At 54.7% G+C, this 23,639-nt stretch carries 26 protein-coding genes and 3 tRNA genes; 8 read left to right on the top strand and 21 right to left on the bottom strand.

Features of this window, described 5'->3' with window-relative positions:
- Positions 1-98: 98 nt before the first annotated feature.
- Genes D5066_RS12420 through hpaG form a run of 4 tightly spaced genes read right to left on the bottom strand, consistent with a single transcriptional unit; the run spans position 99 to position 4,083 of the window.
- Complete coding sequence (locus tag D5066_RS12420; protein WP_119916102.1) at positions 99-479, bottom strand: 5-carboxymethyl-2-hydroxymuconate Delta-isomerase; 381 nt, start codon at positions 477-479, stop codon at positions 99-101.
- A gap of 9 nt (positions 480-488) precedes the next feature.
- The gene (gene hpaD / locus D5066_RS12415; protein ID WP_024908288.1) at positions 489-1,340 is read right to left on the bottom strand and encodes a 3,4-dihydroxyphenylacetate 2,3-dioxygenase; all 852 of its coding nucleotides are present in this window, start codon (positions 1,338-1,340) and stop codon (positions 489-491) included.
- A 2-nt stretch (positions 1,341-1,342) separates the two neighbouring features.
- The gene (gene hpaE, locus D5066_RS12410; RefSeq protein ID WP_119916101.1) at positions 1,343-2,809 is read right to left on the bottom strand and encodes a 5-carboxymethyl-2-hydroxymuconate semialdehyde dehydrogenase; all 1,467 of its coding nucleotides are present in this window, start codon (positions 2,807-2,809) and stop codon (positions 1,343-1,345) included.
- On the bottom strand, positions 2,806-4,083 hold the full coding sequence (gene hpaG, locus D5066_RS12405; protein WP_119916100.1) for a 4-hydroxyphenylacetate degradation bifunctional isomerase/decarboxylase: 1,278 nt from the start codon (positions 4,081-4,083) through the stop codon (positions 2,806-2,808). The genes hpaE and hpaG overlap by 4 nt, the downstream gene beginning before the upstream one ends.
- A 271-nt stretch (positions 4,084-4,354) precedes the next feature.
- Here hpaG and hpaR point away from each other — a divergent pair, with 271 nt between their 5' ends.
- Both hpaR and tsr read left to right on the top strand, forming a co-directional pair.
- Positions 4,355-4,795: a homoprotocatechuate degradation operon regulator HpaR gene (gene hpaR / locus D5066_RS12400; protein WP_023334396.1), complete on the top strand. Its 441-nt coding sequence runs from the start codon at positions 4,355-4,357 to the stop codon at positions 4,793-4,795.
- 84 nt (positions 4,796-4,879) lie between these two features.
- Positions 4,880-6,544 carry a methyl-accepting chemotaxis protein gene (tsr, locus tag D5066_RS12395; protein WP_119916099.1) on the top strand — a complete coding sequence of 555 codons (1,665 nt, stop codon included), beginning with the start codon at positions 4,880-4,882 and terminating at the stop codon, positions 6,542-6,544.
- Positions 6,545-6,610: 66 nt separating this feature from the next.
- Here tsr and D5066_RS12390 read toward each other — a convergent pair whose 3' ends face one another.
- The 10 genes from D5066_RS12390 to D5066_RS12345 all read right to left on the bottom strand — a co-directional run bounded on the left by D5066_RS12390 (position 6,611) and on the right by D5066_RS12345 (position 14,641).
- The gene (locus D5066_RS12390) at positions 6,611-7,129 is read right to left on the bottom strand and encodes a GNAT family N-acetyltransferase (protein ID WP_119916098.1); all 519 of its coding nucleotides are present in this window, start codon (positions 7,127-7,129) and stop codon (positions 6,611-6,613) included.
- The gene (gene opgB / locus D5066_RS12385) at positions 7,129-9,420 is read right to left on the bottom strand and encodes a phosphatidylglycerol--membrane-oligosaccharide glycerophosphotransferase (protein WP_119916155.1); all 2,292 of its coding nucleotides are present in this window, start codon (positions 9,418-9,420) and stop codon (positions 7,129-7,131) included. The genes D5066_RS12390 and opgB overlap by 1 nt, the downstream gene beginning before the upstream one ends.
- Before the next feature lie 270 nt (positions 9,421-9,690).
- Positions 9,691-10,173, bottom strand: coding sequence for a YjjA family protein (locus tag D5066_RS12380; RefSeq protein WP_119916097.1), 483 nt, complete (start codon positions 10,171-10,173; stop codon positions 9,691-9,693).
- Positions 10,174-10,256: 83 nt separating this feature from the next.
- Complete coding sequence (gene dnaC / locus D5066_RS12375; RefSeq protein WP_080328951.1) at positions 10,257-10,994, bottom strand: replicative helicase loader DnaC; 738 nt, start codon at positions 10,992-10,994, stop codon at positions 10,257-10,259.
- Positions 10,991-11,536: a primosomal protein DnaT gene (gene dnaT, locus D5066_RS12370; RefSeq protein ID WP_080328952.1), complete on the bottom strand. Its 546-nt coding sequence runs from the start codon at positions 11,534-11,536 to the stop codon at positions 10,991-10,993. The genes dnaC and dnaT overlap by 4 nt, the downstream gene beginning before the upstream one ends.
- A 148-nt stretch (positions 11,537-11,684) precedes the next feature.
- Positions 11,685-12,113: an organic hydroperoxide resistance protein gene (locus D5066_RS12365; protein WP_080328953.1), complete on the bottom strand. Its 429-nt coding sequence runs from the start codon at positions 12,111-12,113 to the stop codon at positions 11,685-11,687.
- Positions 12,114-12,197: 84 nt separating this feature from the next.
- Positions 12,198-12,650, bottom strand: a complete 453-nt coding sequence (locus D5066_RS12360; RefSeq protein ID WP_080328954.1) for a MarR family winged helix-turn-helix transcriptional regulator — start codon at positions 12,648-12,650, stop codon at positions 12,198-12,200.
- A gap of 41 nt (positions 12,651-12,691) precedes the next feature.
- Positions 12,692-13,333: a TetR/AcrR family transcriptional regulator gene (locus tag D5066_RS12355; RefSeq protein ID WP_080328955.1), complete on the bottom strand. Its 642-nt coding sequence runs from the start codon at positions 13,331-13,333 to the stop codon at positions 12,692-12,694.
- Between the two features lie 67 nt (positions 13,334-13,400).
- Positions 13,401-13,874, bottom strand: a complete 474-nt coding sequence (locus D5066_RS12350) for a threonine/serine exporter (protein WP_119916096.1) — start codon at positions 13,872-13,874, stop codon at positions 13,401-13,403.
- On the bottom strand, positions 13,865-14,641 hold the full coding sequence (locus tag D5066_RS12345; protein WP_080328957.1) for a threonine/serine exporter family protein: 777 nt from the start codon (positions 14,639-14,641) through the stop codon (positions 13,865-13,867). The genes D5066_RS12350 and D5066_RS12345 overlap by 10 nt, the downstream gene beginning before the upstream one ends.
- Positions 14,642-15,054: 413 nt before the next feature.
- Between D5066_RS12345 and D5066_RS12340 the strand changes: the two genes are divergently transcribed.
- Positions 15,055-15,792 (top strand): helix-turn-helix transcriptional regulator, encoded by a 738-nt coding sequence (locus D5066_RS12340; protein WP_080328958.1) that lies wholly within the window; start codon positions 15,055-15,057, stop codon positions 15,790-15,792.
- Complete coding sequence (gene bglJ / locus D5066_RS12335) at positions 15,789-16,424, top strand: DNA-binding transcriptional activator BglJ (protein WP_119916095.1); 636 nt, start codon at positions 15,789-15,791, stop codon at positions 16,422-16,424. Before D5066_RS12340 ends, bglJ begins: the two co-directional genes overlap by 4 nt.
- A 38-nt stretch (positions 16,425-16,462) precedes the next feature.
- Here bglJ and D5066_RS12330 read toward each other — a convergent pair whose 3' ends face one another.
- Positions 16,463-16,921: a YbaK/EbsC family protein gene (locus tag D5066_RS12330; protein WP_080328960.1), complete on the bottom strand. Its 459-nt coding sequence runs from the start codon at positions 16,919-16,921 to the stop codon at positions 16,463-16,465.
- Between the two features lie 328 nt (positions 16,922-17,249).
- On the opposite strand from D5066_RS12330, the gene D5066_RS12325 reads away from it, so the two are divergent.
- The gene (locus tag D5066_RS12325; protein ID WP_080328961.1) at positions 17,250-18,596 is read left to right on the top strand and encodes a PTS sugar transporter subunit IIC; all 1,347 of its coding nucleotides are present in this window, start codon (positions 17,250-17,252) and stop codon (positions 18,594-18,596) included.
- A 98-nt stretch (positions 18,597-18,694) separates the two neighbouring features.
- Here the strand turns inward: D5066_RS12325 and fhuF are convergent, their stop codons facing one another.
- Both fhuF and D5066_RS12315 read right to left on the bottom strand, forming a co-directional pair.
- Positions 18,695-19,483 (bottom strand): siderophore-iron reductase FhuF, encoded by a 789-nt coding sequence (gene fhuF / locus D5066_RS12320; RefSeq protein ID WP_119916094.1) that lies wholly within the window; start codon positions 19,481-19,483, stop codon positions 18,695-18,697.
- A 94-nt stretch (positions 19,484-19,577) separates the two neighbouring features.
- A complete protein-coding gene (locus D5066_RS12315) occupies positions 19,578-20,642 on the bottom strand; it encodes a GGDEF domain-containing protein (protein ID WP_119916093.1) in 1,065 nt (354 codons plus the stop codon).
- Between the two features lie 216 nt (positions 20,643-20,858).
- On the opposite strand from D5066_RS12315, the gene D5066_RS12310 reads away from it, so the two are divergent.
- Positions 20,859-21,128, top strand: a complete 270-nt coding sequence (locus D5066_RS12310; protein WP_208861684.1) for a DUF1435 domain-containing protein — start codon at positions 20,859-20,861, stop codon at positions 21,126-21,128.
- A gap of 41 nt (positions 21,129-21,169) precedes the next feature.
- Here the strand turns inward: D5066_RS12310 and D5066_RS12305 are convergent.
- From D5066_RS12305 to rsmC, 4 genes are all read right to left on the bottom strand, one after another.
- Positions 21,170-21,256, bottom strand: a tRNA-Leu gene (locus D5066_RS12305).
- 32 nt (positions 21,257-21,288) lie between these two features.
- Positions 21,289-21,375: transfer RNA gene (locus D5066_RS12300), tRNA-Leu, on the bottom strand.
- A 28-nt stretch (positions 21,376-21,403) separates the two neighbouring features.
- A tRNA-Leu gene (locus D5066_RS12295) sits at positions 21,404-21,490 on the bottom strand.
- Positions 21,491-21,664: 174 nt separating this feature from the next.
- The gene (gene rsmC, locus D5066_RS12290) at positions 21,665-22,693 is read right to left on the bottom strand and encodes a 16S rRNA (guanine(1207)-N(2))-methyltransferase RsmC (RefSeq protein WP_119916092.1); all 1,029 of its coding nucleotides are present in this window, start codon (positions 22,691-22,693) and stop codon (positions 21,665-21,667) included.
- Positions 22,694-22,795: 102 nt separating this feature from the next.
- Here rsmC and D5066_RS12285 point away from each other — a divergent pair, with 102 nt between their 5' ends.
- Complete coding sequence (locus tag D5066_RS12285) at positions 22,796-23,209, top strand: DNA polymerase III subunit psi (protein ID WP_119916091.1); 414 nt, start codon at positions 22,796-22,798, stop codon at positions 23,207-23,209.
- Positions 23,178-23,621 (top strand): ribosomal protein S18-alanine N-acetyltransferase, encoded by a 444-nt coding sequence (gene rimI / locus D5066_RS12280; RefSeq protein ID WP_119916090.1) that lies wholly within the window; start codon positions 23,178-23,180, stop codon positions 23,619-23,621. Before D5066_RS12285 ends, rimI begins: the two co-directional genes overlap by 32 nt.
- Positions 23,622-23,639: the final 18 nt, after the last annotated feature.

Here is a 23,639-nt window from a genome sequence, read left to right as displayed (position 1 = left end):
CTTTGTGCGGCTGTTGCCGGGTGGCGCTTCGCTTACCCGGCCTACGTTCGAGCCGTTGTAGGCCCGGTAAGCGAAGCGCCACCGGGCGAAAAAGATGTCTACTTAAACAACGCGTGTACGTTGTTTTGTTTGTAGTTGAGCGTCGGGTGCAGCTCGTCGAGCTCAAAAGACAGCGCCAGATAGCGCTCCGCCATCAGCTCTGCAAAATGCGCTTTGATCAGCGCAAACAGCATCTCGCCCACCGCTTCCCGGCTCTCCAGGCTGCGCCCGGCGCCGATCTTCAGCGTCATATGCACAAAGGCGTAATCGTGCCTGCCGTCGGCCATCTGCCAGGTATCCAGCCAGTGGGCGCGGCTGCGGATGCCCCCGATGGGGAAGATGCCCGTAGCGGCGAGCGCCTCGTTCACTTTGGCGAACAGACCTGGCAGGTCGGCCTGCTCGCGGATGTTGTCGGTACATTCAGCAATAAAGTGCGGCATGGTGGCTCCTTATGCGGGCAGCGGGAAGACGGCGTTAACCTGGCCGGTGCCGGAGCTGGCGAACAGCTCGGTGAGAAACTCCACCTTGCCGTCGTATTTGTCCCAGCCGAGCATCCCCAGCAGCATCACCGTGTCGTGCATGTTGCCCTCGCCGTAACAGTAGTCGGCGTACTCCGGCAGCATGCTGCAAAACTCTTTGAACTGCCCCTCGCGCCACAGCTTCACCACGCGCTCGTCCATCTGGCGGTCAAACTCGCGGGTGTAGCTGTTCATCCCTTCCTCCGCGCGCTGGTCGTCGATAAAGCGGTGCGACAGCGAGCCGCTGGCGAGCACCGCCACGGTGCCGTCGTATTTTTCGATGGCGCTGACGATGGCCTCGCCCAGCCGGCGGCTGTCGGCGAAGTCGTGAACCGTGCAGAACGCCGAGATGGAGACCACTTTGAAGTGTTTATCCGCGTTCATGTAGCGCATCGGCACCAGCGTGCCGTACTCCAGCTTGAGGCTCGGGATGTTGTGCGCTTTGGCGCGGACGCCGAGCTTCACCGCCTCGTCGGCAATCAGCTGGCCGAGTTCCGGGTTACCGTCGTAGTCGTAGGTCATGTCGCGGATAAAGTGCGGCAGCTCGTTGCTGGTGTAGACGCCTGAAAAATGGTCCGCACAGTTGATGTGGTACGCGCTGTTCACCAGCCAGTGGGTGTCGAACACGATGATGGTGTCCACGCCCAGCTCGCGGCAGCGCTTGCTGATCTCTTTATGCCCGTCGATGGCTGACTGCCGACAGCCGTGGTTTTTACCTGGCAGCTCGGAGAGGTACATCGACGGGACGTGGGTGATTTTTGCCGCTAACGCTAATTTACCCATGATCAGACTCCCCACTTTGGAATCGGATGGTCGCCCATGGAGATGCAGACGTTCTTCATCTCCGCGAACACTTCAAAGCTGTATTCGCCGCCCTCGCGGCCGGTACCGGAGGCCTTCACGCCGCCAAACGGCTGTCGCAGGTCGCGCACGTTCTGGGTGTTCACGAACACCATGCCCGCTTCGATATTGCGCGCCAGGCGCAGCACCTTGCTGACGTCCTGGGTCCAGATGTACGACGCCAGGCCGTACTCCACGTCGTTCGCCAGGCGCAGGCCTTCCGCCTCGTCCTTAAACGGCAGCAGGCAGGCCACCGGCCCGAAGATCTCCTCTTGCGCGACACGCATGCGGTTGTCGACGTCCGCCAGTACGGTTGGCCGCAGGAAGTTGCCGCCCTTCAGGTGTGCAGGGAGATCGGTCGGCTTGTCCGGGCCGCCCGCCAGCAGGGTCGCGCCTTCTTCAATGCCGAGGCGGATATAGCCGGAGACCTTCTCCCAGTGCTGCTGGCTGATGAGCGCGCCAATCTGGGTGTTCGGATCGGTCGGGTCACCCACGCGCAGGCGGTTGGCGCGCTCGGCGAAGCGTTTAACGAATTCCGGGTAGATGCTCTGCTGGATGAAGATGCGCGAGCCCGCGGTGCAGCGCTCGCCGTTGATGGAGAAGATGGTGAACAGGGCGGCGTCCAGCGCGCGCTCGATATCGGCATCTTCAAATATCAGCACCGGGGATTTGCCGCCCAGCTCCATGGAGTATTTCTTCAGCCCGGCGTTTTTCATGATGTTGCGCCCGGTGGCGGTGCCGCCGGTGAAGGAGACGGCGCGCACGTCGTGATGGCGCACCAGCGCGTCGCCTGCCGTTGCGCCGTAGCCCTGCACCACGTTCAGCACGCCCGCCGGAATGCCCGCCTCCAGCGCCAGCTCGCCCAGACGGTCGGCGGTCAGCGGGGAGAGTTCAGACATCTTCAGCACCGCCGTGTTGCCCAGCGCCAGGCACGGCGCGACCTTCCAGGTAGCGGTCATAAACGGCACGTTCCACGGCGACACCAGCGCGCAGACGCCCACCGGCTGCACCAGGGTGTAGTTCAGCATCTTATCGTCAACCGGGTAGGTTTTGCCGTTCATCTGCTGGCACACCTCGGCGAAGAACTCGAAGTTGTGCGAGGCGCGCGGGATGAGCACGTTTTTGGTCTGGTGGATCGGCAGACCGGTATCGGCGGTTTCCATGGCGGCGATCTCGGGCACGTTCTGGTCGATAAGATCCCCCAGACGACGCATCAGGCGCGCGCGCTCCTTCATCGGCAGGTTGGCCCATTTCGGAAACGCCTCTTTGGCGGCGGCGACCGCCTGATGAACCTCGGCTTCACCGCCGGAGGCGACTTCCGCTAATACCTCCCCGGAGGCCGGGTTGGTGGTGTGGAAGTACTCGCTTCCGGCGACGTTTTTACCGTTGATCCAGTGGTTAATCTTTTTCATTTTGCAGTCTCCTCGCTGACAATCCGGTTGACCTGGCGGCCCACGCCTTCCACTTCCACCACCACTTCATCCCCCGGCACAACGTCGGACAGCCCTTTCGGCGTGCCGGTGGCAATCATGTCGCCCGGCTGCAGGGTCATAAAATCGCTCAGGTACGCAATCAGGAACGGGATGCTGAAGATCAGATCTGCCGTGGTGCCTTCCTGACGCAGCTCGCCGTTAACGAAGGTGCGAAGACGAAGGTTGTGCGGGTCAGGGATGGCTTCTTTTGGCACGATGTTGGGGCTGATGGGCGTTAGCCCGTCGCGGCTTTTCACCCGCAGGTTCGGGCGGTAGTAGTTTTCCAGGTAGTCGCGGATGGCGTAGTCGTTGCAGACCGTGTAGCCCGCAACATACTCCATCGCGTCGGCTTCACTGACCTTGCGCGCGGTCTTCCCGATGACCACCACCAGCTCCGCCTCGTAGTGCATGTACTCAACGTTGTTCGGGCGCACCGAGGTCTGGTTGTCGCCGTTGAAGGTGTTCGGCGCTTTGATAAACACCAGCGGCTCGGTGGGCGGCTTGAAGTCCAGCTCGCTGGCGTGATCGGCATAGTTCAGACCGAGGGCGAACAGCGTGGCGTGTTCAGGCTTGCGGTGGAAAAGGGCGACGTCGCGCTCGTTCACCACCGGGTTTTCCAGCGGCGGGAAACCTGCCGCCAGAATCCGCACGCGATCGCCCGGGCGGATCTCCACGCGATTTTGCGGCGTGCCGAGCAGGATCGCATCGCCGGGATTGAGGGTGGCGAACTCGCTCAGGGCGTTCAGCAGTTCGGCGGCGCTGCGCTGCAGATCGGCGGTGTTCCAGTGATCCGCTTCGCGGCCGTTGATCTCGGTGATGATGGTCAGGTTATCCACGTTATCAACGGCCACCAGCTCGCCGAGCGGGCAAAATCCATCGCGGCATTTAGCCTTGATGGCCGGGCGGTAGAAGCTCTCTTCCGGCAGGCTCACCTCGTTGGCGAGCGCATATCCCGCGATGTACGCTGCGGCGTCCTCTGCACGCACCCTGCTGGCGGTTTTACCGACCACCAGCGCTACCGTTGCGCCGCTTAACACCGTTTCCCCCTGCGGGAAGGGGATCGGTTCGCCTGCGCGAATTACCGTGTTGTGCGGCTTGATAAACCACACCGGCGTTTTTGGCGGCGTGTTGTAAGGGGCTTTTTCAAATGCCTCAGCCCAGGCTTCTCGCTGGCTCTGATGGTTCAGCGCCACGGCAAAAACGGTACCTTTCATTCATCTACTCCTCACCCCGGTGGTCCGGGTTATCATTTCATTAATATGTTAATGATCTGGTTTTATGCTTTTGCTGTTTATTTCGCAATCAGAAGTGAAGAATTTGTGATATGAATAACAATAAATTTACATTTTAACTTTTGTTTCTATTAAAATCAGATAGTTAATAAAATTGAATGGTTTCTGTTAGACTTTTTGACGGAAACCGTGTTGTTTATAAAAACATCTTTTATGAATTGTTTACTTGTTAATGATGTAAAGGGGAGAGGCTATGCATGATTCATTAACCATTGCGCTGCTGCAGGCGCGGGAAGCGGCGATGTCCTACTTCCGTCCGATTGTGAAGCGGCATAACCTCACCGAGCAGCAGTGGCGAATCGTGCGCGTGCTGGCTGAACATCCGTCGATGGATTTTCACGATCTGGCGTTTCGCACCTGCATTTTGCGCCCGAGTCTGACCGGCATTCTGACGCGCATGGAGCGCGACGGCCTGGTGCTGCGCTTAAAGCCGGTGAATGACCAGCGCAAGCTGTACGTGTCGCTGACCAAAGAGGGGAATGCGCTGTACGAGCACGCCCAGGCGCAGGTGGAAGAGGCGTATCAGCAGATTGAGGCGGAATACACCCCCGAGAAGATGAAACAGCTGACGGCGCTGCTGGAAGAGTTTATTGAACTCGGAAACCGGCATAACGCAGCGCGGGAAGAAGAGTAAAAACCACAAATTCCAGGATGATTTTCGTAAAGTTTTCCCTTTCCAGGCCGAAAATTCTGTTATCTGTCTGAGGAAAGAGAAAACATGTTAAACCGTATCAAGATTGTCACCAGTTTAATGCTGGTTTTAGCGATATTTGGCCTTTTACAACTCACATCCGGTGGTCTTTTCTTTAATGCTCTTAAGAATGACAAAGAGAATTTCACCGTCCTGCAAACCATTCGTCAGCAACAATCCACCCTTAACGGGAGTTGGGTTGCGCTGCTGCAAACCCGTAATACCCTGAACCGTGCGGGCATCCGCTACATGATGGACCAGAGCAATATCGGCAGCGGCGCGACCGTTAACGATCTGATGCAAATTGCGTCTGCGTCTCTGAAACAGGCGGAAAAAAACTGGGCTGACTATGAAGCCCTGCCGCGCGACCCGCGTCAGAGCGACGCCGCTGCGCTGGAAATCAAACGTAACTACGATATCTACCACGGTGCGCTGGCTGAGCTGATTCAGCTACTGGGGGCGGGCAAAATCAACGCCTTCTTCGACCAGCCGACCCAGAGTTACCAGGATGGATTCGAGAAGCAGTACGTGAGCTACCTGCAGCAGAACGACAAGCTGTACCAGATGGCGGTTGAAGACAGCAATAGCTCTTACACTCAGGCTATCTGGGTACTGATCAGCGTGCTGATTGCCGTGCTGGTGGTGATTGTGGCCGTGTGGCTGGGTATCAAGCAGGCGCTGATCTCTCCGCTGACGCGTCTCATCGACAATATTCGCCACATCGCCAGCGGCGACCTGGTGAAGCGCATTGAGGTGCAGGGCTCCAACGAGATGGGTGAACTGGCCGACTCGCTGCGTCATATGCAGGGCGAGCTGGTGCGTACCGTGGGCGACGTGCGTAACGGTGCAAACGCTATCTACAGCGGTGCAAGTGAAATCGCGATGGGCAATAACGACCTCTCTTCCCGTACTGAACAGCAGGCCGCTTCCCTGGAAGAGACCGCTGCCAGCATGGAGCAACTGACGGCAACCGTTAAGCAGAACGCCGAAAACGCCCGTCAGGCGAGCCACCTGGCGCTGAGCGCGTCTGAAACCGCGCAGAAGGGCGGCAAGGTGGTGGACAACGTGGTGCAAACCATGCGTGACATCGCGGGCAGTTCGCAGAAAATTGCCGATATTATCAGCGTGATCGACGGCATTGCCTTCCAGACCAATATCCTGGCACTGAACGCGGCGGTAGAAGCGGCGCGTGCGGGCGAGCAGGGCCGTGGTTTTGCAGTGGTGGCAGGTGAAGTGCGTAACCTGGCCCAGCGCAGCGCCCAGGCAGCACGTGAGATCAAGAGCCTGATTGAAGACTCCGTGGGTCGTGTGGAAGTGGGCTCTACGCTGGTAGAAAGCGCCGGTGAAACCATGGGCGAAATCGTGAATGCGGTGACTCGCGTGACCGATATCATGGGCGAGATTGCGTCTGCGTCTGACGAGCAGAGCCGCGGTATCGACCAGGTGGGTCTGGCGGTGGCAGAGATGGACCGCGTGACCCAGCAGAACGCCTCGCTGGTTGAGGAATCTGCGGCGGCTGCGGCGGCGCTGGAAGAGCAGGCGAGCCGTCTGACGCAGGCTGTAGCGGTGTTCCGCATTCAGCAGGAGCAAATGAAAGCACGCGAGTTCGCTTCCGCGAAAAGCGTTGCCGCGCCGGTGATGTCGCGTAAAGTCGCGACGGCGGACGCGGGCGATAACTGGGAAACGTTCTAACTCTGTGCGTTGTGCCGGGTGGCGGCTACGCCTTACCCGGCCTACGTTTTCGGGGAATCGCTTTAATTAACTCAGAGGCAGGCGCATGACGCAGCGCGATTCATACGCTAAACCGTGCGCCGTCTCTTCTTCGCGTTTTTCACGCAATTCAGGCGTTAGTCTCGTCATCATTTCAAACCCCAACCGCGCATAGAATGGTGCATTCCACGGCACGTCCCGAAACGTCGTCAACGTCAGCGACCTCAGCCCCATTTGGCGGGCATGGTCAGCCGCACGGGCGATGAGCTGCCGACCGAACCCTTTTCCCTGCCAGTCCCGATCAACCGAGAGCTCCACAATAAACAGCGACGAAGCGTGCGCTTCGGTGAGGATAAACCCCACGGGACGGTCATTCGCCAGCGCCAGCCAGCTGAGCCCCCGTTCGGCATAGTCGAGATGCTGTTCAGCGGAAATGACCTCGCCATCGGCAAGCCAGGCGAGGTCAGGGTAGTCACGAAAACGCTCGCCCGCCGCGCGCTCAATGGCGGGCAGGGCGGCAACGTCGTCAATGCGTGTGGGCCGAACGGTAAGGTTAAGGGCGACCATTAGCCTGCGCGACTCACAATTTTAATTTCGACCATGCCAATGCCGAGTTCGCGCGGTGAATGGCCGAGAATATTCCCTTCATTGGTCGACTGCGGATCCGGCGGCACAATGACCAGAGTATTGCTGCGCGATGGATTCTCAAAATGCAGGGTGTGGGTGCTTACGTCGTTTCCGAGCGTCAGCGTCTGCTCTTGATCGCCCACGCGCACCGGCACGGGTTTATTCGCGTTAGGCCCGTACGCTCTGGCCGTGATCACCAGATCAAATTGTTCCGGCAGAGGATGGGTGTACTCAATTTTTACCTCATTACCCAGCTGCGCGTTTGACCAGCGTCCCCATGACTCCGGACGGGAGATGCCGCTAAACTGCTTCACCTCTTCGGGAGCACCTGCCACGTTAAAGATAAAGCTGTCCGCTTTATAGCGGATGTCGTTATCGACGATTTTCAGCATGTCGACATTCCGCTGATAGCGCGCGGTATCAATCAACGTATCGTTAAATGCGGTTTTGCCTTTCCACTGAGCTTTATCCACATGCTGCACGGTTTGCTCCCCGCCAAGCTGGCCCTGAGAGACGCACCAGTCGGTAGAAAGCGCCAGCGGCTGGGACCAGAGCTGGCCCATTTTGTAACATCTGTCGATCCAGACGAAATTATCGCGAGGGGCGAAATCGGCCAGCTGGAAACGCAGCGGCGCGGAATACTCGCTTTCCGGCAGCGGCTCGACGCGACTATCCGACACGCGCACCAGCAGCGGCAGGCGGAAATTACTGCCGGAGAAGGCGATGGTGTTTTTATCCCGATCGACGGTGAAGTCTTTCATCTCTTTCGGGAAGTTCCACAGGCGGATGATATCGGGCTTCCAGGCGAGAATTTTTTCCTTCATGTTGAGGAACACTTCCGACAGGGATTGCCCCGACAGCGTGCTGCGGCCCAGGCCAATAAAGTTGTCGCCCCCCAGAATGTCCAGCACGGTTGCACCGTTATCCATGGAGTTGCGTTTGGTGGCGATTAACTCCTGCTGCGGCTGGTCGCCGCGCAGCACGAAGAACAGGTTGCTGCGATCCTGCTTGTTGAGCTGATCCCAGGCGCTGTTTTTCATCGCCAGATGATCGGACGAAACGACGATGACGGTGTTTTTGAAATACGGCGAGGCTTTGATTTTCTTCACCAGCGCGGCAATATGCTCCTGGCTACAGGTCACGGCGCTGAAAGATTTGTTGTTTTTGCCTTCAACGTCATAGCTTTTTCGTTTGCAGGTGCGCGAGACGAACCCGTCCGGATGGTGGGTGTCCACCGTCAGCGTAAAGAGCGAGAAGCGTTTGCCCGCGCGGGAAAGCGCCTCGAATTTCTTCCAGGTTTCGTCCAGAACCGTATCGTCATAGAAGCCCCAGTCGTTGCGGTAGTGAGGATCGGCAACCGTCGTTTTTAACTCTTCTGAGCCATACAGGTGGTCAAAACCGTGGGATTTCAGAAACACATCTTTTCCGGCAAAGCGCAGGTTAGCGCCCTGCACAAAATAGTTTTCGTAGCCGGAGTTTTTCAGGATATCGCCAAGGCAAATATTTTGCGGGAAGAACGTCGACATCGAGGCTGAGGCGTTACCTTCGAAAGGCGCGAACAGCGGGATACCGCACTGGGAGGCAACCATTCCGGCGATGGTGTAATCCGTGCCGGGTAACTGCATAGTGTGGCTGAAATCGAGACCTTCGTTTTTCAGCGCGCCCAGCTCTGGCGTCAGGTTCGGGAAGGCATCGTTATCAAAATAGGTGCGTTCCAGGCTTTCACCGTAGATATAAACCAGGTTGAGCTTCGGATTGGCGATCGTTTTCGATGGCTCTTTGTAATAGGCTACAAAGTCCGGATCGCCGTCGCGCGACTGGGATTTCACCAGCTCGGTGATCTGATGAAACGCCGGGCTGGCGTCGACGGAGGCCAGCGCCAGGAACAGCGCCAGCAGGCTGTAACCATGATGGTGCGGAAGATGGCGACGGCGGCGCAGCACCCAGGCGAGCGCGCCAAAAATGGTCACCAGCGCGACGATGAGACCGAGCCCCGGAAGGATGTACTTGCCCACCCCCGCGCCCGTGAGGCTGTTCGTCAGGGTGTAGAGCACCGCATCATTAATGCCGTCACCGGTGAAGTAATCGCTGGCGTATAAGGTAATGTTTAAAATAATAAAAATGCCGAGCACTACCAGCGTGGCGACAAACCACCAGGTGTGACGACCGGCTTTCCAGGCATAAACGCCGACAGAAGCCAGAAAAAGGATAAGAGAGATGAATTCTGACAACAGCATATCCTCATGATGCCAGGTACTTCGCTGGCTAACTGTTTATTTTTTGGTAAGACAATGTAATAGCGATGTCGTTTAGCTGCAATTTTAGTGTCACGAAAGTGTGCTGTTGTTAGGATTTGGTTTAGAAAATCGTTTTTATGAAGGTGGTCGCATCCTGACAAACGGACGCTGAGACGATGACAGGTAGGAAAAACGCTCGTTTAACGCCGCGTTGCAAGACTATCGCATTAAACGCGGCGTGTTGTGGCAGAAAATGGGGGAAGGTCAGGAGATGAAATTAACGCCTTGTTTCAGCACCAGATCGCAGGCTTTGGTTTTCACCTGTTTTGCCAGAGCGGAGTTGCCGAGTGTGCTCAGGTTAAGCTGCTGGCCGTTTTGCGCATTAAGCAGGCCCTGAATGCCGTCCATATAGCTGGTATCCGCTTTTTGTTCCTGAGTATCCAGACCCAGTTTACCCAGCACCTGGTTTTTCACGTTTTGCGCGTCGGTCACCGAGGCCAGCTTTTGCTTCGCGCAATATTCCAGAATTCCCGCCGCGTTGTTCATCGTCCCCGCGCTCAGGCTCTGGGAGCTGTTGCTCAGCAGGCTGGTGAGAGAAGAGGCGGAGAGGCCGCCCTGAGAGCCGCTGCTCTCTTTGGTCAGCTCATTCGCTGCGCTTGACAGGGACTCCTGCCAGGAGGCCGCCTGCGCTGCGCCTGTAATCAGCAGCGCGCCTAAAAAGGTGCTGATAAGAATCTGTTTATTCATCATGGCTTTCTCAAAAAGGTCCGTTTTGGGCCGGAAGGGTTTCAGTATATACCTGCGCCCTGCTGGCGATTCCTGGAACTGTCTTAATACTCTTTGCCGGTAACGCGGCTACGGTAACTGTCCCAGTCGAAGATGACATACAGACTGTTGCCCAGCTTCATGCGATCCATGACGCGTTCCCCCAGCAGGCGGGTCATCTCGTCGATATTGTGGTTCGTCAGCATACCGGTGGGGCGTTTGGACGAAGAGCGGCGATCGACAATCTGGTTAATGATGACCTTTTCATAACGGGATTCCGTCTGAACGCCAATCTCGTCGATGACCAGTAAATCCACATTACTTAGATCGTTAAGCAGTTGTTCTTCGCTGGTTTCGCGGTTGCTGAAGGTGTCTTTCATGGCAGACATAATATCGGCCACGGTGATGATCAGAACCGATTTACCGCGCAGAAGCAGCTCATTGCAGATGGCCGCCGCGAGGTGGTTTTTTCCGGTACCCGGCTTGCCGCTAAAGATGAAGCTGGCGATATTGCCGTCGAATTCATCCACGTACTGACGTGCGGCGGCGAGCGCGTGCATCTGCCCGGTGGTCTCAATTTTGTAGTTATCAAATGAGCAGTTCTGATGCAGGGGACGAATACCGGAGCGGTTAAAAGTGCGCTGCATTTTCATCGCCCGATTTTCGCGGGCGAGCGCGGCGGCACGAATTTCACCTTGCTCTTTTTGCCACGCCAGCAGTTCTTCACCCGTAGTGAAAGCGGGCTTCACGTTGGCAGGCATCATTTTTTGCAGACGTTTCATCAGGTCGCCGACGTTCTTCATTTCGCACCTCGGAATCCACTCGGGATCTGTTTATCCGGTTCTGAAAAAGCGTTGATATCGCGTTTGGGCTGGCCATTGTTGCTGGCGCGGGTAATTTGAAGATGTCGCGCGAGCTTTTGCTGCCATTGAATATGGGTGAATACTTTGCCTTCCGCCTGCCACCAGGCGATAAACGCGGCGAGCTCTTCCGCGGTGGCCGGCTGGGTTAACGCAATGCCCCACAGCGCCGCCTGCCGCTGGAAATCTGCATCAGGCTGCCAGCCCGCATACAGGACAAATTTGCCCATCGGAACGGTCAGCGGGGTATTAACCGGTTCTTCAAAAAACTGGTTATCCAGCGCGACATCGCTCGCCGGGCGTGACAATTGCGCTTCGATCTCCAGAAGCTGCGCCAGACGTTCCGGTGTGATTGCGTAAAACGCCGGCGCGTTGTCAGCAAAAACCGCAACCGTGCCGCCTTCGGCGTGGGTCAACACACCGCGTGGGTCGCGCATAAAGGCATCAATGCCAGCAATGCTGGTGGTCAGAATTCTGGAGGACATAACGCTTACTCAACTGATTACTACGGGCGTGATATGGGCTTATGGTAGCACAGAGAGAGGAAAGGGAAGGAGGGGATTTCCCCGGTGGCGCTGCGCTTGCCGGGGATAGAGACATTGGCCTGAAAAGCGCAGCGCCATCAGGTAGTTATCACGCGATGATATTCAGGGTCACGTCGATGTTGCCGCGGGTCGCGTTAGAGTACGGGCAGACGATATGTGCGGCATCCACCAGCTTTTTGGCTTCCGAAGGATCCATACCTTCAACGTGGATGTTCAGCTTCGCTTCGATACCAAAACCGGTTGGCAGCGGGCCAATACCCACTTCGCCTTCAATAAAGGCATCTTTAGGCAGAGTAAATTTGTCGCGTGCTGCGACAAACTTCATCGCGCCCAGGAAACAGGCAGAGTAGCCCGCAGCAAACAGCTGCTCAGGGTTAGTGACTTCGCCCCCCATGCCGCCCATCTCTTTTGGCACACCCAGTTTAACGTCCAGAACACCATCAGAAGAGGTCGCGCGACCGTCACGGCCCCCGGTAGCTTTTGCTTTGGCGGTATAAACAACTTTTTCTAAAGACATAGCAGGTTCCTCATCTTACATTTATGTGTGCTATTAAATAGCGTGCGATATATATGGGTAAATAAATACGCGTAAAGTATAGCCTCACGCGCGTTGAATCTGTTGTCGCAAAAGTTCCAGCTGCTGCTTGAGTGACAGCATGGTCTCGGTATCACACTGGGCTGCGCACCCCACCGCATGGGGGATCCCTGCGGCCTCATTCTGGAGGTGACGTCCCGCATCGGTCAGCGTGACGGCGACCTGACGTTCGTCTTTTCGCGAGCGGTGACGGTTGATCAACCCTGCACTTTCAAGACGCTTCAAAAGCGGCGTCAGCGTGGCGGAGTCCAGGAACAATCGTTCACCAATGTCCGACACCGTCACGTCATCCTGCTCCCACAGCACCAGCATCACCAGGTATTGCGGGTAAGTCAGGTTCAGCGGTGCCAGCAGTTGCCGGTACAGCTTGTTAAGCGCCAGATTTGCCGAGTAGAGAGCAAAGCAGAGCTGGTTATCCAGCTTGAGCGCAGCGGTCGTGTCGTTCATTTTCGCGTTCATGAGTTGACTATAGATAGTGTGCGATTTAATTGCAAGCAATTTTATGGGCAGGTATAACGGAGCGCTACCTGAACGGCCATCTTACGGTAGTGCTGGCGCTGGGCCTGCTCGTCTGCACCCTCTTCGAACAGCAGCGTAAAGGTGTAGCTGTTGGCAACGTAGTGAAAGCTAAAGCTGCTTATCAGGCGGTGAAGATCGCGGGCGTCAACCGTCTGGCTGAACAGCTGTTTTTCTTTTCCCCGGCGCAGGATCCCTTCCAGCAGGTCGAGCGCGCTGCGGTTGACCTGACGAAGATAGCTTGACTGCTGCATAAAACGGCCGCGCTGCATGTTTTCCATGCATATAATGCGGATGTAATCCGGGTGGTCGGCGTGATAGTCAAAGGTGGCTTCAACCAGGTGGACCAGCGCTTCAACGGGAGGCATATCCGTCAGGCTGAGCGCTTTTTCGCTGGCGCGAATTTGGGTGTAAACATATTCCAGTACAAGGAGATAGAGATTCTCTTTGTTTTTAAAATGGTACACCACCATACGTTTGGTGGTGCCTGCTTTCTCGGCGATCTGCTCCATGCGGGCACCGTTTAGTCCATATTCGGCAAACAGTGCGATAGCGCTCTGAAAAATTTTCTCTTTCAGGCTGGATTCTTCACTGTGCTCGGGGTGTTCGCTGCCGGGGTTAGCCACATCCTTTCCTTATTTTCACCAAACGGACCAGAAAGATTATCTCCACGGCAGCGGAATAACACAAATATCAAACGCGCGGGCGTTTGCGGTACAGCCATAGCCCGGGGATAGACAGCCCGATAGAGAGCGCGCCGACGATGGACGACGCCTTAAGAAAGTTGCTCAGAAGAAGGATCATCTGCGGCTCGGTGTAGCCAAAATGGCTGATTTTTACCGCAGAAATCATCGCCGTATATGCCGATATGCCGGGGAACATCGGGATCACGGCGGCGACGGTGAACACTTTCGGATGCGCCAGATACCAGCGCGACCACTGAATACCGATGCTGCCGACCAGCATTGAGGCGATAAACGTCGACCATTCGATATTAAAGCCCGCCGTCATCATCATCATTCGCGAGCCATGCCCAATCGCGCCCAACAGCGCACACCACGGCAGCGCGCGTTGCGGAACGTTAAATACCATCGCAAAGCCGACGGCAGGAATGGCGGCCAGAAGCATGTCCTGCAATAGCGCCAGCAGAAAATCTATTATGCCCATCCGCGTAACCCCCAGAGCGTCATCGCCATCACCACGCCGATGCAGGTCGCCAGCGTCAGCAGGCTGGCGATCGCCCAGCGCGCCAGGCCGGTATTGATGTGCCCTTTAAACATGTCTGCGACGGCGTTAATCAGCGGGAATCCCGGCACCAGCAGAAGCACGCTGGCGGCCATGGCAATCGTCGGGGTTGTGGCAAACTGCGGCAGACGCAGTAGCAGGCCAGAAACCGTGGTGGCAACGAACGCGGTGATGCAGAAGTTAATTTGCGGATGCAGCTGCCGGTGCGTCAGCAACTGGCGAACATACATAGCAATGCTGCTGGCGAAAAAGGTGACGAGCGCACCGTCCCACCCGCCTTTATTGAGCTTGCAAAAACAGGCGCATGACAGCCCCACCATGAGCACGACCAGCCATCGCGGATAACGTAAAGGTTTGATCTGGTTAAATCGTTTTTCAATCTCATGGAGATCGAGAAGCTTATGCTCAGCAAGAATGACGATGTGCTGCACTTCGGTCACCACGTGCATGTTAATGCCGCGGTCGTGGTTTTTACGGGTCGAGGTCAGACACTGACCGTCTTTAATGGTGGTCAGTACGATGGCGTTGGATGAGATAGCGCTTTCAACGCTGTCCATACCCAGCGCCAGCCCCAGCCGGGTTGAAAGCTCCTCGACCAGCGCGCTTTCGGCGCCGTGCTGGAGCAGAAAAAGACCGCACTGAATACAGAGCCGCGTAATAGCGCGCTGCGTTGACCTGTCTGCCTGCATGTTGTGTCCTGAAGTGAAGGTAGATAGTTGCCGGTTGGCCCGTAATGCCTACTTTTAGCACAAAGTGCAGTGGCTCTTGCTGGGGGGCAGATCAAGGTTTGTGCAAACAGTTATCCACCCATATTGTGAAAGATGTCCTGTTTGAATTTATCAATACAGTGAATTATTAACAGGAAAATATAAAATATTTGTATTTAGTTATTCTAATTTTATTTTGTCGTTATTTTAATGGGTTCAGAATTAAATTTATTTGTGTTTTGTGAGATATTAGCGCTGGTTTAGGCATTTCTTAAACTAAGAACATATCTCATCTTCTGCTTGTATTAATTAGTTTTACACTCAGGGACGAAAATACTTATACATTGATGCGTTTTAACGTTACTCATCAAATGAAAAATGGACACGGAGGGTCTATGTTGTCATTGCATGGTAAACATGGCGTTGTCATTAGCCGGATACCCGTCATGCAGAACGGGTTAGGGGGCGTAATGGCACGACATTTCCCCGATTTTGAATTGACGTATTGCCGCTCGTTGCAGGAGCTAACCCTGCTTCAGTTACGCCGCGCAGACGTAATTATCGCTGATGTTTCAGGCGAATACAGGAACCCGCGGGGCACGCTCGAAGAGTATTACCGCTTATTGAACCAGTACCGGGACATTCACTGGATCTTTTTGGTCTCCCGGCCGTTTTATCCTATCGCCGTTGAGCTGCTTATGCGGCCGGAAAGCACGTTGCTTTCTGATATGGAACCTATTGAAGGTGTGGTCAACGCTATTCGTGCAGGTAGCGAGCGTGCAGAGCGGATAAGCCAGACGTTATTAACTCCGGAACCTCAGGATGTTGAGGATGACGAAGAGCAGTTTATTGCCCTTACGCACTCTGAGCGCAAGGTGCTTCGTCTGTTGGGCAAAGGCTGGGGTATTAACCAAATCGCCACATTGCTGAAAAAGAGCAATAAAACGATCAGTGCGCAGAAAAACAGTGCGATGCGACGGCTGTCATTACGGAGTAATGCCGATATGTATGCCTGGATCAACAGTACACAGGGAATGAGAGAGCTGAGTTTAATGTCAGCCTATGGAGAGTTCGAGGAATGGAAAAAACCGATTCAACAAGACATGTCGCCATCATCGAAAATTGCACGATGAGTGCGGTCGGGCTGCAGCATCTTTTTACGCAGTCCGAACTCAGCCATTACCAGCTGCACCTGTTCAATGATTTTAATGGCTTTAAGAAGGCGCTACATCACGTTAACTTTTTCTCGCTGATCTATTCGCTTTCCGATGCGCGAGAAGAACGTCGTAACTGCCTGGCGCATCTGCGGGATCTCGCATTTACGCATAGCTATATTCAACGCATTATCCTGGTCGCGGATGAGATGGAGGCGCGGTTGATTAGCCATCTTTCGCCTTCACGTCTTCACGGCGTCGTCAGTAAGTCGTTAACGCTTGAGCACCTGCAGAAGGAGCTTGGGGTGTTGTTAAGTGAAACACTGCGCATTAACGACAATATGCTGAACCACTGGTACTGCAGTCAGAACCGAATGTTAAGCCCAACGGAAAGGGCTATTTTGCGTTATATGTCATGCGGGTATTCCATCCCCGAAATCGCGACGCAGCTTGAACGCAATATTAAGACTATCCGTGCCCATAAGTTTAATGCGATGGTGAAATTGGGCGTAAATTCTGACGTAGGGCTGCTTGATGCGGCGGATATTCTTACGCACCTCCCGGTGAGAGAACCGCGAGCAGCGGGTCCAGGCAAACCGACGTTTTTATAACCTGCATTTTGCGCGCCAGATACGTTCTGGCGCACCAGTCAGATACAAACATCAACCCATTTTGCGGATGTCAGCTCTGCCATTCTGTCTGGAGAAATACGCACGGCACTGTGGATTGCGCCTGCCGCAGGAAGCACTTCTGCATACTGTTTTAAAGAGATATCGCAGTAAACTGACAGCGGGTTTTCCAGCCCGAACGGGCAGACGCCACCAACGGGATGACCGGTAACGGTGACCACTTCATCACTGCTGAGCATGCGGGCTTTAGCGCCAAACGTATCTTTCAGCTTTTTGTTATCGAGACGCGCATCACCCTTCGCTACGACCAGAATCACCTCATTTTTAACCTTTAATGATAAGGTTTTGGCAATTTGTCCCGGCTCCACGCGGTGGGCGGCTGCAGCCAGCGCAACGGTCGCGGTACTCTGGCTAAGTTCTATAACCTCTATCTCCGGCGCGTTGTCGGCAAAAAACTGCTGTACAGACTGCAAACTCATTGTTTCCTCCTGACAAATATCCTGCGTAATCTGTCATAAGAATTTATGCTCTGTAAATATCTCTTAAGTAACAAATATCCAGGATGGCTGATTTCTGGATCCTCTTCACAATCACGGAAACCGGTTACAGTAACCGGTTGCAGAGCGTGATGCGTAGATTAATACTGAGTATGTAACGTCCCCTGTATCCAATAATAAGAGCCAATTATGAAATCATTCTGTCTGAGCAGTACCGCTGGAACGCAAGCCAGCAAGGTTGTGAAGCTGATTTATGGAACAACGTGCGGCGCGTGTGCGCCGGTAATAAACGTCTGACAGGAGAGCAACCATGTCTGCCAACCATGCTGCGTTTAATCTGATATTCCGTTTCGTTGAAAATTACGTGAGCCCTATTGCCGGGCGGATCTCGTCCCAACGTCATGTGATGGCTATTCGTGATGGGTTTATCTCCGCGATGCCGTTCATGATTGTGGGTTCATTTTTATTAGTGTTTGCCTACCCACCGTTTTCGCCTGATACCACCTGGGGCTTCGCGCGCGCCTGGCTGGATATGGCGAAACAATTTGAAGGCCAGATCCTGACGCCGTTTGATATGACCATGGGCATTATGTCCATTTATATCTGCGCGGCCATCGCCTATAACCTTGGCAAACATTATGTCAAAACGCACCAGCTGGATCCGTTCATGTGCGCCATGCTGTCGTTAATGGCGTTTCTGCTGGTTGCAGCCCCTAAAACCAAAGGGACGCTGCCTGTCGATAGCCTTGGCGGGACCGGTATTTTTACCGCGATTCTGGTGGCGATTTACTGCGTTGAGATGATGCGTTTCCTTAAGGCGCATAATATTGGTATTCGCCTGCCGGACCAGGTGCCACCGATGATCAAAAACTCCTTTGACCTGCTGATCCCAGTGCTGGTGGTGGTGTTAACGCTCTATCCGTTGAGCCTGTTTATTCAGTCTCAGTTTGGCATGCTGATCCCCCAGGCGATTATGTCGATCTTCAAGCCTCTGGTTTCGGCGGCAGACTCGCTGCCTGCGATTCTGCTGGCAGTGCTGATTGGCCACCTGCTGTGGTTCGCCGGGATCCACGGTGCGGCTATTGTCTCCGGGATGCTGCAGATGTTCTGGCTGACTAACCTCGGTGCTAACCAGACTGCGTTGGCCGCCGGTCAGCCTCTGCCACATATTTTTATGGAAGCCTTCTGGACATTCTTCATCGTCATTGGCGGGTCGGGCGCGACGATGGGGCTGGTGATTTGCTATCTGCGCAGTCGCTCAGCGCATTTACGCTCTATCGGCAGATTGAGCGTGGTACCGAGCTTCTTCAACATCAACGAACCCGTTATCTTCGGTACGCCGATTGTGATGAATCCGGTGTTCTTTATTCCGTTCCTGCTGGCCCCGATGGTCAACGCCGTGCTGGCCTGGGCGGCGATGACGTTTGATCTGATTGGCCGCGTTATCTCAGTGGTTCCCTGGACGGCACCGGCGCCGATAGGCGCAGCATGGGCTCTGGGCTGGGATTTCCGCGCGGCTATTCTGGTTGTGGTTCTGGCCTGCGTATCGGCAATTATCTACTTCCCGTTCTTTAAAGTGTACGAGAAGCAGCTGCTGGAGCAGGAAGCGGCAGAAGCGCAGCGTAATGCGGAAGAGGACAATCAGCAGGTGGCCTAGGTAAAAGCAAAACGGCAACTTTCAGGTTGCCGTTTTTAGTGTTTGTTCCCTCTCCATTAAGGGAGAGGGTCAGGGTGAGGGCATCAGGCCGGGCCCGACTACTTCAGCGTGCAATCCCCGCACTGCTTAACGTCCGGCAGGCGATAGCGCTGACAGCAGGTGCGACGCACCAGAAGCCCGTCCCGGAGCACAACGGTGCGGAATAACGGGTTATCGCGGCCATCGGAAAGCTGTCTGGCAAAGAAGCAGGACTGACGCAGAGCCTCCACTTTCTCATCGCCGAGCAGCGGTTTCATTTCCGTTAAATACCAGTGAATTAAATACCCGGTATTACTCCAGATAAGCTTCCCGTTAATCTCTCCCGTCGCTTCAAGAGCATCCACCACCGGAATCAGTGCCTGTGTGATAAGTTGCTCTAAACGCTCCTGTGCAGAGAGCGCCTCGGCACCGCGCTCTTCGTGCAGATCGATCCAGAAACAGGCTGCTCGCCCGGTTTCGTGGAACTCGACATGGAAATGCTCTGGGGAGAGCGCCAGCATGCTCTTTTGGGTTAATACCGCCAGCATGAGCGGAGGAACCATCAGTCCGATATACCATTGCGCCCAGAGCGAGAGCAGAGGTTTATTTTCCCGCGTAAGCGTTGGCTGATTGCGATAAATGTGATCGGAATAGGTGGCAAGCAGTGACTGCAGTTTAGACGGCTGCTGCCACTCAGCGAGCGTCATGGCGTGATGCGGAGGCGCTTCATCAAGCCTGATAAAGTCCAGCAGGTGGGCACGCGTCTTAGCAATCTTATCCCGTATGGCATCCGCAAGCGACGCATTCCCGCTGGTGAGAGGTGCTCGCCAGAGGAGTGGTTCAACGATGTGTGCGGTTTGCGTTGCCATAGTTGAGATAGGAATCTAAATGATAATGATTGCCAATCCTAACTATTGCTCATACCAATGGCAAGACTTTTGTCCAGATTAACGGCACGCGTGCTTAAGCGGTTTGCAGTTCTTCACTCAACAGTATGTTATTGCGCCCCAGGTGCTTTGCTTCGTAAAGGGCTTTGTCCGCTTTTTCCAGCGCACCTTCTACATCTTCGTTCTCGAAAATAGCAATACCGATGCTGATAGTGACATTGGTCGCCACGCTTTCGTTGAACAGGTGAGGGATTTTTAAATCGTATACTTTCTGACGGATCCGCTCTGCCGTCAGCCGGGCGTGTTCAAGTGAAATATTTGTCAGCAGCACCATAAACTCTTCCCCGCCAAAACGCGCCACAATATCCCGAGAACGGACGGCATCACGAATGGCTGCAGAAACGCGTTTCAATGCCTGATCGCCCATCATATGGCCGTAGTGGTCGTTATAGGCTTTGAAGTGGTCGATATCCATCAACAGAACAAAATGTTCGCCGTTTTCAACCGCCGGCAGATTCTCCAGACGGCTTTGCAGGCCGCGACGATTATAAAGCCCGGTTAGCGGATCCATCATGCTGAGATCGGTGAGGGTTTCCCGTTCTTCCAGCAGACGGGAGAGCAACTCCTGGGCGAAGCGATCGTTGCGCCTTTGCAAAATGTTATGAATGGCAACTGCCACCACAGGAAGTGCGAAGTAATAGGTCATTCTCAGCCATATATCTGGGTTACTTAACCACAGGCAGACAATAAAGGCGGGGAGCGAGTGGAGCGTAAATGCTTTGATATTACTGGCGAATGCCAGCGTTCCGATAAAAAGCACCGTTAATAGCGCGATGATCAAATACGTCGCATGGTCGTGAGTAATTAGCGAAAATTTTGAGTCAATTTGCCAGGCCCATAAAATACCGAATATCCCTGAAACGACAGGAATATTTATCTTTCGCGCGCGCTTTCTCCAGTGCCAGACGAACAGGCCAGTACTGATGGCGAAAATAGCCATCAGAGGAACAGAAAACACGCGTGTTGAATAGAGCGGGTTTGTTACCGAGAACACGGCGGAAGTTGCGTTCAGAAATAAAAATAAACGTAACGATAATTGATATTTTCTTTGAACCAAAGACCGCCAGGAGTGTGATGTCATAGTCGTGCGTTTTTATTAAATTTTAATTAAAACAGATAAATAGGTGTTATTTCGCAATAAGTTATGCAAAAAACTCAAAGAGTAATTATAAGAAAAGCTTTATGTGAAGTTAACAGGTGAGCAATTTATCACCTTAGGCAATTCCTGTCATTCTACATAAAGGTAAAGGGCGATCTTTTTTGATTCATCGCGCTGACAGATGATAATTTTTATCATATGATATTGTTTATCATTATCGTTATGAAAGGGCGATGCATGTTGAACAGGGCGCTGGGAAGTGCATGGGGAGTATTGCTGCCGGGCGTAATCCTTGGCGGTTTGATGTTTGCCGATCTCACTATCGAAAGCTGGAAGGCCATCATTGTGTCAGGATTGCTGATGACGTCAGGCATGATCTGGCATAAGCAACTACGTCACTATGTGTTACTGCCATCATGTGTCGCATTGATCAGTGCAATTCTGGTGATAACGATGAGTGTCAAATAACCGGGAAAACAGGAGGTACTGCAGAAGGGAGATAAGATAATTGGTGCGAGGGGGGGGACTCGAACCCCCACATCCGTAAGGACACTAACACCTGAAGCTAGCGCGTCTACCAATTCCGCCACCTTCGCACAGTCATCTTACTATTTTGATATCGCCTCGTTGGTGCGAGGGGGGGGACTCGAACCCCCACATCCGTAAGGACACTAACACCTGAAGCTAGCGCGTCTACCAATTCCGCCACCTTCGCCCAGTGCGAGCAATATCAACGTGATTTATGGTGCGAGGGGGGGGACTCGAACCCCCACATCCGTAAGGACACTAACACCTGAAGCTAGCGCGTCTACCAATTCCGCCACCTTCGCATACCATCGATACTGTAAAAGTATCGTAACCACGGAGGCGCATTCTAGATGTTTTCAGCATTACGTCAACAGAAAAGTGCGCGCCTTTTATTGATTGCTGCAAAAATGGCCGGAATTGAGACACCTGCTTGCCGGATGGCGCTGGCGCTTATCCGGCCTGGATTGCATGGCGAATTATTTCTTTGCCTGACGCGTCATCACGGTGCGGTAGACCTTAAAGCGACCGGTCTGGGCGATCACCTCGTGGAAGCCGAAGGTTTCGTCCAGCACTTTCGGGTACGCCAGGAAGGCGTTCGCGACGATGCGAAGCTCGCCGCCGCTGTTGAGGTGGCGAGTCGCGCCGCGGATCAGGGTTTGCGCAGCTTCGAGGCTGGTTTCCATCCCGTCGTGGAACGGCGGATTGGAGATAATCATGTCAAAGCGGCCGGTGACGTCAGAGAAGACGTTACTGGCAATCACGTCGCCTTCAATGCCGTTGGCCGCAAGCGTTGCGCGGCTGGCTTCTACCGCCGGGGCGCTGACGTCACACAGGGTTAAACGCACTTTTGGAGAATGGCTGGCAAGTACCGTTGAAAGCACGCCTGCTCCGCAGCCGACGTCCAGCACCTTGCCCTTGGTGTGCGGCGTCAGGGTGGAGAGCAGCAGCTTGCTTCCCGTATCCAGCGCGTCACGGCTGAACACGCCCGGCAGGGTTTTGATGGTCAGACCGTCAAGCTGGTACTCGTCCCAGTAGGTCTGTGCATCAAAGGTTGTCTGTTTTTCCAGACGTCCATGATAAAGGCCACAGCGGCGGGCGCTGTCGACTTTATTCAACGGCGCGTAGCCTTCCAGCATCTGTTCAGCGCTGCGCACGCCGCTGCGGTTTTCACCGACCACGAAAATATCGCAGCCGACCGGCAGCAGGGAGAGCAGGTTCATCAGCTGGAACTGGGCTTCCGGCTTGTTCTTCGGCCAGTAGTAAATCAGCGTATCGCAGTCGGCGATATCGCTCTGCTCTGCCACCAGGCTGAAGCGCGCGCGCGCGCCCATCTGGCGGCTCAGCACCTGCCAGTGGTGGTAGTATTGGGTGTGGGCACGGCTTTCAGCACAGTCGAAACGCGCGGGCAGGTCATCCTGCATATCTCCGGCAAACAGAATACGGCTTTCTTCGAAATCATCACTGTGACGCAGCAAGACTTCACTTGCCGGGGTAAATGCAGACATGAATTGTTCCTCAATAAACTCAGGCGGGGATTATAGTAGGTAGATGGCGCACTTTCGACACATTTGCTATATTTGCGCGCCTGAGAGACAGGAGTTATCCCTATGACATCCCGACGAGACTGGCAGTTGCAGCAACTGGGCATCACCCAGTGGGCCTTGCGTCGCCCGACGGCGTTGCAGGGCGAGATCGCCATCTCCATCCCTGCGCACGTTCGGCTGGTGATGGTGGCGGAAGAACTGCCTGCCCTGAATGAACCCCTTATCGGCGATGTCCTTCGCAGCCTGAAGCTGACGGCCGACGAGGTTTTACAGCTGACGCCGGAACGCGTCGTGATGCTCCCTCCCGAAAGCCGCTGTAACAGCTGGCGCATCGGGGAGATAAACGACATGCCTCTCCAGGGGAGCCAGATCTGCTCGCCAGCGCTGGACGAACTGAAAGCCAATCCAAAGGCGCGCAGCGCGCTATGGCAACAAATCTGCGAATATGAACACGATTTCTTCCCTCACGACGCCTGATCTGACCGCAGCGTTCGTGATCGAAACACGCGCCCACGCCTTTCCGTGGAGCGAAAAAACGTTTGCCAGCAATCAGGGCGAGCGGTATTTGAACTACCGTCTGGACGTTGACGGCACCCTGGCCGCGTTCGCCATTACGCAGGTGGTTCTTGACGAGGCGACGCTGTTTAACATCGCCGTGGATCCTGCGTATCAGCGTCGCGGGCTGGGAAGGGAACTGCTCGAGCACCTCATCCGCGAGCTTGAAACCCGTGACGTTTTCACCCTGTGGCTGGAAGTGCGCGCGTCGAATGTCGCCGCCATCGCGCTCTATGAAAGCTTAGGCTTTAACGAGGCGACAGTCCGCCGTAACTACTACCCCACCGCAGAGGGACGTGAAGACGCCATCATAATGGCTCTGCCAATTGGATAACGAAAATAAGGTTGTAAC

The organism is Enterobacter chuandaensis (assembly GCF_003594915.1).
GTDB classification, from domain to species: Bacteria; Pseudomonadota; Gammaproteobacteria; order Enterobacterales; family Enterobacteriaceae; genus Enterobacter; species Enterobacter chuandaensis.
The sequence above is the reverse complement of the archived record's forward strand: the minus strand, read 5'-3'. Positions and strand labels throughout refer to the sequence as shown.